Genomic DNA, 13,477 nt, shown 5'->3' on the forward strand with positions numbered 1-13,477 from the left:
TGTACAAATATAAGAATAGCGTTTTTGAAGAGAAAAATCAAGTATTAGTTTTTCTATTTGCTAAATAAGCCCTAATTTCTTCCTCATCCTGCTGCATTCTGTCAATCAACGCTTCCTTTGAGTCGAATTTTATTTCTTCTCTTGTATAAGATAACCATTCTATCGTTAATTCTTCCCCATATAAATCCCCGTCAAAGTCAAACAAATACACCTCGACAGACAGATTTTCCATTGTTTCTGTAAATGTCGGATTCGTTCCGATATTCGCCATTCCACCATATATTTTATCCTGATGACGTACGAGCGTTGCATATACACCCTGCTTGGGCAATAAAGCATCCTTGGATATGGACAGATTCGCAGTTGGATACCCCAGCTCACGTCCGCGCTGTGCTCCTTTTACGACCAATCCGGTTGTCTCAAAGGTCCTTCCTAACAGCTGCGCTGCCTGCTCCATATTTCCTGATGCTAATTCCGCTCTTATCCGGGTGGAGCTGACTTTCTCTTCATCTAATGTAATTTTACCAATAGTTTCCCACGTAAATAAATCTCTTGCATAATCCTGCATATCCGTCATCTTGCCCTGTCCTTTATGACCGAACGAGTAATCAAAGCCTGCTACAAGATGCTTGATATGTAATCCAATAATAAAGTGGTCAATAAAAGCCTGCGGGCTGAGCTTCGATAATTCTTGATCAAACCGGATTATATACAGACGGTCTACTTGAAGCTTTTCCAGTATTTCCTGTTTTTCAGAAGATACGGTTATGTACTTCACCTGATGGACGTCTTTTCTCAATACAACAGAGGGATGCGGAAAAAAAGTAATAACTGCACTCTCCATATTATTTTCTTTTGCTTTATTAACGGCCTGCTGAATAACCTTTTGATGTCCTTTATGAATACCGTCAAAGAAACCAATAGCACTGACTGTTTCTGGTAAATCCTCCTTATGTAACATATGCGGATAGGATAATTCCATTGTTTTCATCCTGCTACACCTGCACTTTCTCTCGTTAAAATACCCTTAATGGTTTAATTTGATCCGGTTTTTTCGGATGCTTTTCGTAAATGGCTAATACCTCTTCGTTGTTCGTAAACACAAACGGATTATTTGTCAGAGGAGCATCGGTAACAGCTAATTTTTGACCATTTTTAATGCGAAACATTAATGCATCATCTACTTCCTGGTGTACTAGATGACTTACCCCCTCTGAAATCGGGCTTAATAGCTGGTCTTGTTCACCTCTGGCAGCCGCCTCTTCTATCATAGCAAAAGTGACCGTATTTTTCTTGGAAAAACTACCGGTTTGGATTCTTTCTAACTGCAGCATATGTGCCGGATATCCTAATTCCTTCCCGATATCCACACATAATGTTCTGATATAGGTCCCCTTGGAGCATTCTACGTAGATGTCAAAAGTGCTTTTTTCCTCATCTATAGACCCAAGCTGTATATCATGAATAAAGACTTCTCTGATTGGCCTTTCTACTTCTTCATTTGCTCTGGCATATTCATACAGTTTTTTTCCATTGACCTTTACAGCAGAATACATGGGCGGTATTTGTGTGATCGTTCCTTGAAACGTTTCTAACACCGCTTCAATCTCTGTTTTTCCCGGCATGTGCGTAACTTCTTTTTCTTCTACAATATTCCCTGTTGCGTCCTCTGTTTCTGTAGTGGACCCTAATGCAACTGTCCCGACATAAACTTTTTTTGTATCTGTGAGAAAGGGAACAATCTTGGTCGCATTGCCGATACAAATAGGCAGCACGCCTTCCACTTCCGGATCCAATGTCCCTGTATGACCAACCTTTTTCGTATGGAAGTAGCGGCGGCATTTAGCCACACAATCAAAAGAAGTCATTCCTTTTGGCTTCCACAGCGGCAAGATACCATTCATCGTCATTACACCTCTTTTTCCTTTTGAAATAAATAAGAAAAACCAAGAATACCGCTTGGTCTTTAAAACATCGGTGTTCTTGCCAAAGAGATGTCCGCTCCGGGAAGTCGCTTTCCGCGGGCAACGTTCAGCCTCCTCGGAAGAAAACCGCTTCCTGCGGGGTCTTCACCTGTTGCTTTTCCCGCAGGAGTCGACTTCCCTCCGCTCCCATCTAAGTGCAATTATGTTTTATTTGCTTTTTTTTTCAAGGAAATAACGCAAATTCTAGCGACGGTTTTGATGGGGCGAGTAATCGCAGTCCCAGAAGAAATACACGGAGACTCCTGTGGGAATGCGCAGGGTGAAGACCCCGCAGGAAAAAAGTGAACTTCTTTTTTTCGAGGAGGCTGAGCTCAAGCCCACGGAAAGCGGAGTGTATTTCTGAAGCGGCTATATTCAGCATTTTTTATATATTTTCTTATTCTTGTAAAAAAACTGATCCTTGCCAAGGAGCAGAGGGATCAGTTTTTTAGCATTACTTATTAAGATCTCTTAAGATAGAGTCTATTCGGTTACCTTGCTCGATTGCTTCGTCAAATTCAAAGGTAAGTTCAGGCGTTTTGCGCAAACGAATTCGCTTGCCGATTTCTGAACGGATAAACCCTTTTGCTTTTGCAAGCCCCAATAAGGTTTCCTGCTTTTTCTTCTCATCACCTAATACAGAAATAAAAATCTTCGCCTGCTGCAGATCACCGGTTACTTCTACATCAGTAACCGTCACAAAGCCAACGCGGGGGTCTTTGATTTTTCTGGATAAAATATCACCCAGTTCTTTTTTCATCTGCTCTGCAACTCGATGAGCTCTTAATTCAGCCATTTATCTCACCTCACATAGCTCTATGCATTTTCGTTATAATCGTTCGATACTCGTTATAGTTCTTTCTAATTCAGAAAAAGAATCTATTGTGTGTAAAGCTTGTTGTATTACTTTTTCAGCATGCACATAATCCGTCGAAATAATAACTATCCCAAGTTTGGTTCGTTGCCATAAATCGTGAAATTCAAGCTCAGTTACAGAAACATTAAACGATTGGCGCAGTTTATTTATAACCCGTTTCAACACGGAGCGCTTTGCTTTTAAGGAATTTCCTTCATACAACATACACTCTACTTCTGCATAGAGAATCATTTTCGTTCCATTTCTTCCATTACATAGGCTTCGATAATATCGCCTTCTTTAATATCGTTAAAGTTAGCCAATGTAATTCCACATTCATAATTCTGTTGTACCTCTTTTACGTCATCTTTAAACCGTTTCAATGCTTGTAATTCACCTTCATAAAGAACAACACCGTCACGAATAAGACGAACGCTCGAATCTCTGGTAATTTTTCCATCTGTTACATAGCTTCCAGCAATGGTACCAATACGTGATACCTTGAATGTTTCACGTACTTCCGCCTGACCAATAACTTTTTCTTCATATTCCGGATCAAGCAGACCTTTCATTGCTGCTTCAATTTCTTCAATCGCACTGTAAATAACACGGTGCAGACGTAAATCGATTTTTTCGGATTCTGCAGCTCTTTTTGCGTTGACATCAGGGCGGACATTGAAACCAATAACAATCGCATTGGACGCTGAAGCTAAGATAATATCGGATTCTGTAATCGCTCCTACGCCTGTATGAATGATTTTAACATTGACGCCTTCTACTTCTATCTTGCGTAAAGAAGCGGCTAATGCTTCCACAGAACCTTGTACGTCCGCTTTCACAATGATATTTAATTCTTTCATTTCACCCTGCTTGATTTGTTCAAATAAATCATCCAGGCTGACAGTGGATTGGCCGCCGCGGTTTTCATCAATCCGCTTCTGTTGACGAGCAATCCCGATTTGACGCGCTTTTTTCTCATCAGAAAATGCAAGGAACTGGTCTCCTGCCTGCGGAACATCCTGTAACCCCGTAATTTCAACTGGAGCTGACGGTCCTACTTGATTCACGCGTTGTCCTAAATCATTTACCATAGCACGAACTTTACCATACGTACTGCCGACAACAAGCGGATCTCCTACATGCAGGGTACCGTTTTGCACAAGCAGTGTTGCTACAGAACCTCTGCCTTTATCTAACTGTGCATCGATTACTGTACCGAAAGCTTTCGCATCTGGATTTGCTTTTAATTCTTCTACCTCTGCAACTAATAAAATCATTTCCAGCAGATCGTCAATACCTTCCCCTTTAAGTGCAGCAAGGTTAACAAAGATAGTGCTTCCGCCCCAATCTTCAGGAATCAGTTCATGCTCTGTTAATTCCTGCATCACGCGGTCCGGATTCGCGCCTTCTTTATCCATTTTATTAACAGCAACAATAATTGGTACTCCAGCAGCTTTCGCATGGTTGATTGCTTCCACTGTCTGCGGCATCACGCCATCATCTGCTGCGACAACTAAAATAGCAATATCTGTTACTTGTGCACCGCGCGAACGCATACTTGTAAACGCTGCGTGACCCGGTGTATCTAAAAATGTAACTTTTTTGCCATCATTTTCAACTTGGTAAGCGCCAATATGCTGTGTGATTCCACCAGCTTCACCAGCAGTAACCTTCGTATGGCGTATAGCATCTAATAACGTTGTTTTCCCGTGGTCAACATGTCCCATAATGGTAACAACAGCAGGACGCTCCTGCAATTTTTCACTGTCATCTTCTTCAATATATTTATCAAGGTCTGTATCTTCCAAAATAATTTCTTTTTCGACCTCGACATTATATTCATCACAAATCAGCTCTACAGCATCATCTTCAAGGTCTTGGTTTTTTGTAGCCATGATACCCATAAACATTAATTTCTTGATGATTTCTGCAGGTTCTTTATGAAGTTTTTCTGCTAAATCTTGTACGGTCAATATACCGTGGTACGTAATTTTACTTGGAGTCTCTTTCACTAACGACTGCTCCTTTTGTGGTTGATGTTGTTTACCTTTGTTAGAGGTTTTTTGTTTTTTATTTTTCGGATTATCTTTTTTAGGATTCCGATTTGTATTTGGTTTATTTCCGGTATTTTTATTCTTTTGCTGTTTATTCGTATTTACTTGATCGTTTTTCTTTTTATCTTGTTTTGGCTGCGGGTTAAATTTTTCATCCAATTGTTTGATTTCATTGTCAGAAATCGTAGACATGTGGTTGGAAACCTCCACATTCTTTTCTTTTAAAAATTGAATGACTTCTTTACTCGCTACCTTATTTTTCTTCGCATATTCATATACACGTATTTTGCTCATGCGTTCACCCCCGGATTTATTTATCCAACTAGAGTAAGGAGTTTTTTTGCAAAGCCTGAATCTAGTATTGCTATAGCTACTCGCTGTTCTTTCCCGATTGCCTGCGATAAGATATCCCGGTTATCAACAAGTCGATACGGAACTTTGTACGAGGTACATTTATCCGAAAGTTTCTTTTTGGTTTGCGGTCCAATATCTTCTGCCAATAAAACAAGCTTTGCACGACCTTTACGAATATCCTTTAAAATAGTGTCTTCTCCTGTTGAGCATTTCCCTGCCCGGACAGCGAGACCAATGATGTTCAAATAATTAGGATTCATGTCATTCTCCCTCTACTAAAGCTTCTAACTCATCGTAGATTGTTGGACTTACTTCTGCGTTCAAAATTTTGTTAAGCGCATTGGTTTTCCGAGCCTGTTCTATCACAGACTTATTCTTGGAAAGGTAAGCTCCTCGTCCGTTTTTCTTGCCAGTTACGTCAACGAACACTTCCCCTTCTTTATTCCGGACAATGCGGATCAATTCTTTTTTAGGCTTCATTTCATTTGTAATAACACATTTTCTCTCTGGTATCTTTTTCTTCTTAGCCAAGTTAAAATACCTCCTTATTCAAACAAATCTTCATCGTTGTCAGAATAAGCTTCTTCTATTTCTGCATCATCCAGCAAACCTTCTGCTCTTGCATCCGTTTCACTTTTGATATCAATTTTCCAGCCTGTAAGTTTAGCGGCTAAACGTGCATTTTGTCCTCTTTTACCGATTGCCAGAGACAGTTGATAATCTGGAACAACGACTGTCGTTGCTTTTTCTTCCTCATCAACAAATACTTTCAATACTTTAGAAGGACTTAATGCGTTCGATACATAAACGACAGGATCCTCAGACCACTCTACAATATCGATTTTTTCACCTTTTAATTCTGTTACGATTGCTTGCACACGCTGTCCTTTTTGGCCCACACAAGATCCCACCGGATCAATTTCCGGGTCTGGTGCATGAACAGAAATTTTAGAGCGGTCGCCAGCTTCACGGGAAACAGATTTAATTTCAACAATTCCATCATAAATTTCAGGAACTTCCATTTCAAATAAACGCTTTAACAAGCCTGGATGTGAGCGGGAAATATAGATTTGCGGCCCCTTGCTTGTATTCTCAACCTTTGTCACGTAAACCTTCAGCCGGTCATGAATATGGTATTCTTCTGTAGGCATCTGTTCTGCCTCTGCCAGCTTGGCTTCAATTTTGCCAAGGTTCACATAGACGAAACGTGAATCTTTACGCTGAATAATTCCAGTCATGACATCTTCTTCTCTATCAATATACTCAGAGAAGATAACGCCTCGTTCTGCTTCACGCACTCGCTGGGTAACTACTTGTTTAGCAGCCTGGGCAGCAATACGTCCAAAATCTTTCGGTGTTACTTCCACTTCAATAACATCATCTACATCATAATTCGGATTAATACTTTTTGCTTCGTCAAGAGATATTTCCAGCTGCGAGTCTTCTACATTTTCGACAATTGTTTTTCTTGCGTAAACAGCCATCTTTCCAGTAATTTCATTCAACTCTACCCGAACATTCGATGCGGACTTAAAATTCTTTTTATAAGCAGAAATAAGCGCTGCTTCCAAAGCCTCCATCAATATATCCTTGTCTATCCCTTTTTCTTTTGCTAAATGATCAATCGCATCAAACAACTGCGTGCTCACTTTTTGTTTTCCCCCTTTTGGATGTTGTTCTCGTACTCTTCATTAAAACAAGACTGCCAGTCTTGCTTTTGCTACCTTATCATAAGGTATTTCTACGATTTTCTTTCTCGTTTTAATTTTGTATTCAATAGAAAGGGTATCGTTCTCTACATTTTGTAAAATGCCTTCATACGTTTTTTCACCATCAATTTTTTCATATAACTTCACAAAAACATTGTTACCAATGTTCTTTTTAAAGTCATCCAGTGTTTTTAACGGTTTTTCAACTCCCGGGGAAGATACTTCTAGAAAATAAGCTTCTTTTATCGGGTCAGCTTTATCCAGTTTTTCACTTAACTGTTCAGAGACCTCACCGCATTCTACAATGTCAATACCACCTTCTTTATCAATATAAACACGTAGAAACCAGTTTTTCCCTTCTTTCACATACTCGATATCAACTAATTCTAAATTTTTCTCTTCTAAAATCGGATTAACTAATTCGGTTGTTATCTCAATTATCTTGGAACTCAAGTGTAAACCTCCTTTAACCATGTCCTCACGCCTTCAATCAATATAAAACCCCTGCCTAAAATACGGCGGGGGAAGCAGAGAGTCTTGTTTAGGCGAGGTATGAATAAAGAGTGGGTGTGCACCCACTCTTTACATTCGTACGTATCGAACATTCTAAACAAAAATAGTATAGCATATTCTATACCCCTTTGCAAACCTCCAAATCAATACTACAGCGCTTTTTACCCTCAACTAATTTCTTTTAGTTTCTCCAAAAACAAACGGATTTATGCGTATGTCTTTCACATTTAGAATAAGGAAAGCTGGTTTTTCTCTTCCATACCTTCTAAGCATCCGTGCGTGTCTAAATACTCCAGCACAGTTTTGGAAATTTTACTTCTTTCTCTTAAATCTTCTTTAGAAAGAAATTCTCCTTCTTCACGGGCCTTCACAATATTTAATGCCGCATTGGTGCCTAAGCCGTCCACAGCATTGAAAGGAGGAAGCAGCGAATCACCGTCAACGATAAATTCGGTTGCGCTTGATTTATATAAATCTACCTTTTTTAAAGATAGGCCGCGTTCACACATTTCTAATGAAAGCTCAAGCACAGTCAATAAGTTCTTCTCTTTTGGCGATGCGTCATTGCCCTTATAATTAATCTCTTCCATACGTTTACGGATAGCATCCGAACCTTTAATCATCGTATCTAACTCAAAATCATCCGCACGAACGGTGAAATATGCCGCATAAAAAAGAATCGGGTGATGCACTTTGAAATAGGCGATTCGTACAGCCATTAAAACATAGGCTGCCGCATGTGCTTTCGGGAACATGTATTTGATTTTCTTACAAGATTCAATATACCAGTCTGGTACATTGTTTTTCTTCATTTCATCAATCCATTCGTCCTTCAGCCCTTTACCTTTCCGGACAAACTCCATGATATTAAATGCCAAGGAAGGCTCTAAGCCTTTATGCATTAAATAGACCATAATATCATCACGGCAGCCGATAACATCCGGAAGCTTACACGTGCCGTTATTAATCAGCTCCTGTGCATTGCCGAGCCACACGTCGGTACCGTGGGACAGACCTGATATAATCAACAGTTCTGCAAAGGTGTTTGGCTTCGTATCCTCAAGCATCTGCCGCACAAATTTTGTACCAAATTCAGGTACTCCAAGCGTGCCAGTTTTACACTGGATTTGCTCCGGAGTCACTCCTAAAGACTCTGTTCCGCCAAAGATTTTCATCACTTCTTCATCATCGGTAGGGATAGTTTTAGGATCGATTCCGCTTAAATCCTGCAGCATACGGATAACAGTCGGATCATCGTGTCCAAGTATATCCAGCTTCAGCAGATTATCGTGAATCGAGTGGAAATCAAAATGTGTTGTCCGCCATTCACTGTTCCGGTCATCCGCCGGGAACTGTATCGGTGTGAAATCATAAATTTCCTTATCATCGGGAACAACGATAATTCCTCCCGGATGCTGCCCGGTTGTTCTTTTCACTCCGGTACAGCCTTGTACAAGACGGTCAATCTCCGCATTTTTATAAACAAGCTGATGGTCGGAAGCATAGCCTTTCACATAGCCATAGGCCGTTTTTTCAGCTACCGTTCCAATTGTTCCAGCCCGGTACACACTATCTATACCAAACAGTTCTTTCGTATAGTTATGAGCGCGCGGCTGATAATCTCCTGAGAAGTTCAAGTCAATATCCGGAACCTTATCTCCTTTAAAGCCTAAGAACGTTTCAAAAGGAATATCCTGTCCATCCTTTACAAGTGCAGCTCCGCACTCTGGACAATTTTTATCTTCCAGGTCAAAACCGCTCGCTACAGATCCGTCTGTAAAGAACTCAGCATGCTTACAGCTTGGACAGACATAATGCGGCGGAAGCGGGTTAACCTCTGTAATTTCGGTCATCGTAGCAACAAAGGAAGATCCGACAGAGCCCCGTGAGCCTACAAGATAGCCATCATCCAAGGATTTTTTAACCAGTTTATGGGAAATCAAATAAATTACTGCGAATCCGTTTCCGATAATACTTTCTAATTCCGTCTCCAGACGATTGGTAACAATTTCCGGTATCGGCTCGCCATATACTTTTTTCGCCATATCATAGCATAAATCACGCATTTCTTGTTCCGCCCCTTCAATGTTCGGCGTAAACAAGCCATCCTGAATAGGAGAGATATCCTCTATACTATCAGCTAACTGCTGCGTATTTTGGACCACAATTTCTTTTGCTTTTTCTTTTCCTAAAAAGGAGAAAGCTCCAAGCATTTCACCTGTCGTCCGGAATGGTGTATCCGGCAGTGTCTGTCTGTTTAATGGATTACCAGCCTGCGAGGCAATCAGGATTTGCCGGTACTGCTTATCAATATCTTGCAAATAATGCACATTGCCGGTCGCAGTTACTAATTTCCCCATGCGTTCCCCAAGATTGACAAGCTTTCGTAATATATCTACTATCTGTGCTTCGTTCTGCACTAAATCTTTATCTACCAAATGGACATAGTTTTTAGGAGGCTGCACTTCAATATAATCATAAAACTCAGCAACCTGCTCCGCCTCTTCCTCGGATTTTTGCATCATGGTTTCAAAGACTTCTCCTCTGTCACAAGCCGTCCCGATCAAGAGACCTTTACGGTATTTTTTCAAAATAGACCGTGGCAGTCTCGGTTCACGATAGAAATAATCAATATGCGCATGGGATACAATCTTGTATAGATTTTTCAAACCTTCCTGCGTCTGCGCTAAAATCGTACAATGAAAAGGTCTGGAGCGCTGATAAGCATTATTCTCTCCCATATGATTATTTAAGTCCTGATGATTGGTGATTTCTCTTTCCATTAATTTCTGAACCAGATTCCACAATAAATAACCTGTTGCTTCCGCGTCATAAATGGCACGGTGATGCTGCGTCAATTCAATTCCTAAATGCTTACATAACGTATTTAAACGATGATTTTTAAGCTCTGTAATTAAAAATCTGGCTAATTCTAATGTGTCAATAACTGGGTTGGCTGCTTTTTCATAGCCAATCCGTTTAAATCCTTGATTTAAGAAGCCCATATCAAAGCTTGCATTATGCGCTACTAATATATCTTTTCCCATCCAGGCATGAAAATCTTTTAAGACATCGCCGACTTCAGGAGCATCCTTAACCATATCATCCGTAATCCCCGTTAAATTCGTCGTTGTCTCAGACAGCGGATGATGCGGATTAGCAAATGATTCAAATCGGTCAATGATTTCACCGTCATGTACCTTTACCGCGGCTAATTCGATGATCGTATCATACACAGCAGAGAGCCCTGTTGTTTCCACGTCAAATACAATATAGTTTGCATCTTTTAGTAAACGGTCACTCTCATTGTAGGCAATCGGAACACCGTCATCGACTAAATTTGCTTCTACACCATAAAGCACTTTAATGCCATGTTTCTTTCCAGCATAGTAAGCATCCGGGAAGCCTTGCACGCCAGCATGGTCTGTGATCGCTACAGCAGGATGACCCCATTTGGCAGCCTGTTCCACCAATGCATCCGGAGAAACGACCGCATCCATTTGGCTCATTGTCGTATGTGCGTGCAGCTCTGCTCTTTTTTCATCCTCAGGCGCCTCATCTTGTTTTTCTCTTACTTGTACCTCATGAATATCCTTTGCCATCATTGCCAATTCATTGGTATACATATCTGTTTGGATGCTGCCGCGAGCTTTTACCCACATCCCTTTTTTAACAGATTGAAATTTATTGACATCCTCATCCCCCTTGGAGAACATTTTTATTTGCAGGGAATCGGTATAGTCTGTTGCTTTAATAATCAAAAGGCTTCTTCCAGACCGCAGCTCTCTGATTTCTGAATCAAATACATAGCCTTGTACAGTAATCCGTCTTTCTTCTTCCAGGATTTGATTCATCTCTGCCGGCTCGTCCTGAATCTTATAACCGATCGCCAGCGGCTGGCTGACAGGCGTATCCTTTTCTTTATCCCGCTTTTCTTTTTCTTGTACGGTTTTTTGGACAAGCGCCTGATCTTCTTTTGCTTTATTGTCTTGGAATGCTTGCATTTCACTTTGATCAGCATTTACTTCTAAATCAATGGAGTAAGGTCTGGAACCAATTTGATAACAGAATTGACTGAAGGCTGGTTCAAGTCTTTTCTTCAAAATATTTGATTCTGCTTCATTTCTTGAAGTTAAGATTATCTTATTTTCCACAATTTGAGGCGTTTGCTGCATTACCATTTCCTGATATGCAGGTGAAATGGAAGTTGTTGCTAAAAAGTGTTTCCAATATACACCAATATCTTTTTCATTACATTGCTTATTATCTGTATGTAATGTCAGCTCGACCTTCTCGGCAATGGATGAGAAGCTTTTTTGCAAAGACTGTTGGAAATATAAATATTCATCGAATGGAAGAACATCCTCTAAATGAATATAAAAATGCCATTTCTTCTCTTGCTTATAAACCTCTACTTTTTCTAAATAACTTGAGGCAAAATACGTTTGAATCGATGTCTCAGACAACTGAATTTGCTCAAGCAGTAATTTCATTTTTTCTTGCTTGGAAATACTCATCTATACCCCTCCAATTGTAGATAGATATTTGACTACACAGGAAGAAATTTTTTCCTATAATTTAAGCGAAAACACGAAACCCTTGTCTATAAACCGACAAGGGTAACCTATTAGATTTACTATTTTATTTTACAAGAATAATCGCTGAATGTCATTCCATGTGACAACAATCATTAAGAGCATCAAGAGGGCAAACCCGACAAAATGAAAGACTCCTTCTTTTTCTGCAGCTATCGGTTTTCCTCTGACAGCTTCCAGTCCGACAAACATTAAGCGACCGCCATCTAATGCTGGCAGAGGAACTAAATTAATAATTCCTAAATTAATACTCAACATCGCTGTCCACATTAAAAAGTTTGTAAAGCCAGATTGAACAACCTGATCTGTCGCATCATAAATTCCTACGGGCCCTGATAGAACATCAATGGAAAGCTGGCCCGTAACCAACATGACTAAATTGTTAAGTATAAGCTTCGACGTTTCATAAGTTGTCTCAAATCCAAATACTAATGTTCCAAGGATATTTTTTTCATAAGCCGGAGTTACACCGATTTGCCCGATATGAATTGGATCTCCTCTATCGTCCACGGTCTCCACTTCAGCTGGGACAACCGTTAATTCTTGCTCTGTGTCACCTCTGGAGATAACCAAATCTAATTCCTCATCCGGATTTTCCCGGACAATATCCGTAAATTGATCCCAGGTTGAGACAGATTGATCTCCTATTTGTGTAATAACATCATTTTCCTGCAGCCCCGCTTCTTCTGCCGGGCTTTCCGGCTGGACCTCACCCATTTGTGCTTCCTCTACCGGAACGCCTTGAATCATCCCCATAAGCAGGAAGATAAAGATGGCAAGTACAAAGTTCATCATTGGCCCGGCAAAAAGCTGCATGGCACGCTGTCCGACCGTTTTAGATGCAAATTGTCTATCGAAAGGAGCGATCTGTGTTTCCTGTTCATCCACGATAAACATCGCTTTCGGATCGACATCGAAATGAAGCTTTGTCTCTTCGTCATCCAATTCATAGCCTTCGATATACAGCTTATGGTCAAGATCGACCTTCTCTACTTCAATCGTCCGAGCATTCGGATGCTTTGATTTGTTATTTACAATAATTTTAGATACTTTTCCATCTCTGTTAAAATCAAGCGCAATATGATGCCCTGGTTTTAACTCTACAATTTCCGGGTCATCTCCAGCAACACGGACATATCCGCCCGCCGGAATCAACCGGATTGTATAAAGCGTCTCATTTTTTGTGAATGACAATATTTTGGGGCCGAAGCCAATTGCAAATTCACGGACAAGCATGCCTGCTCTTTTTGCAAAAATCAGGTGGCCCCACTCATGAATGGAAACGAGCAGACCAAACATCAATATAAACGCAATAACCGTTGTCATGACAGCACCTTCCTTTTTTATAAAGGTAGAAAGAGGTTGTTAGGGAGTATTTAACCATTTGATTCTCCGCAACAAGTTCACATAACAATCATTTATTTCTCATTCA

At 40.4% G+C, this 13,477-nt stretch carries 11 protein-coding genes; all 11 read right to left on the minus strand.

Translation table 11 applies throughout. From position 1 onward, the window contains the following. Window positions 1–37: 37 nt before the first annotated feature. The 11 genes from MKY65_RS15020 to rseP all read right to left on the minus strand — a co-directional run bounded on the left by MKY65_RS15020 (window position 38) and on the right by rseP (window position 13,371). Complete coding sequence (locus MKY65_RS15020) at window positions 38–982, minus strand: bifunctional riboflavin kinase/FAD synthetase (protein ID WP_339178148.1); 945 nt, start codon at window positions 980–982, stop codon at window positions 38–40. 34 nt (window positions 983–1,016) lie between these two features. Further along, on the minus strand, window positions 1,017–1,904 hold the full coding sequence (truB, locus tag MKY65_RS15025) for a tRNA pseudouridine(55) synthase TruB (protein WP_339185261.1): 888 nt from the start codon (window positions 1,902–1,904) through the stop codon (window positions 1,017–1,019). Window positions 1,905–2,418: 514 nt separating this feature from the next. Further along, complete coding sequence (gene rbfA / locus MKY65_RS15030; RefSeq protein WP_042534967.1) at window positions 2,419–2,760, minus strand: 30S ribosome-binding factor RbfA; 342 nt, start codon at window positions 2,758–2,760, stop codon at window positions 2,419–2,421. 33 nt (window positions 2,761–2,793) lie between these two features. Next, window positions 2,794–3,072: a DUF503 domain-containing protein gene (locus MKY65_RS15035; RefSeq protein WP_339178152.1), complete on the minus strand. Its 279-nt coding sequence runs from the start codon at window positions 3,070–3,072 to the stop codon at window positions 2,794–2,796. Beyond that, window positions 3,069–5,168 (minus strand): translation initiation factor IF-2, encoded by a 2,100-nt coding sequence (gene infB / locus MKY65_RS15040; RefSeq protein ID WP_339178154.1) that lies wholly within the window; start codon window positions 5,166–5,168, stop codon window positions 3,069–3,071. The genes MKY65_RS15035 and infB overlap by 4 nt, the downstream gene beginning before the upstream one ends. A gap of 20 nt (window positions 5,169–5,188) precedes the next feature. After that, on the minus strand, window positions 5,189–5,488 hold the full coding sequence (locus tag MKY65_RS15045; RefSeq protein WP_339178157.1) for a YlxQ family RNA-binding protein: 300 nt from the start codon (window positions 5,486–5,488) through the stop codon (window positions 5,189–5,191). Window position 5,489: 1 nt separating this feature from the next. After that, entirely contained in the window at window positions 5,490–5,759 is a 270-nt protein-coding gene (locus MKY65_RS15050; RefSeq protein WP_339178159.1) for a YlxR family protein, read from the minus strand. A gap of 14 nt (window positions 5,760–5,773) precedes the next feature. Further along, window positions 5,774–6,877, minus strand: coding sequence for a transcription termination factor NusA (gene nusA / locus MKY65_RS15055; protein WP_339178162.1), 1,104 nt, complete (start codon window positions 6,875–6,877; stop codon window positions 5,774–5,776). Between the two features lie 42 nt (window positions 6,878–6,919). Beyond that, the gene (gene rimP, locus MKY65_RS15060) at window positions 6,920–7,390 is read right to left on the minus strand and encodes a ribosome maturation factor RimP (protein WP_339178163.1); all 471 of its coding nucleotides are present in this window, start codon (window positions 7,388–7,390) and stop codon (window positions 6,920–6,922) included. A gap of 287 nt (window positions 7,391–7,677) precedes the next feature. After that, window positions 7,678–11,967, minus strand: coding sequence for a PolC-type DNA polymerase III (locus MKY65_RS15065; RefSeq protein ID WP_339178166.1), 4,290 nt, complete (start codon window positions 11,965–11,967; stop codon window positions 7,678–7,680). A gap of 129 nt (window positions 11,968–12,096) precedes the next feature. After that, complete coding sequence (gene rseP / locus MKY65_RS15070; protein WP_339178167.1) at window positions 12,097–13,371, minus strand: RIP metalloprotease RseP; 1,275 nt, start codon at window positions 13,369–13,371, stop codon at window positions 12,097–12,099. Between the last annotated feature and the right edge of the window lie 106 nt (window positions 13,372–13,477).

It is taken from the genome of Oceanobacillus sp. FSL W7-1293 (assembly GCF_037969815.1).
Taxonomy (GTDB): domain Bacteria; phylum Bacillota; class Bacilli; order Bacillales; family Amphibacillaceae; genus Oceanobacillus; species Oceanobacillus oncorhynchi.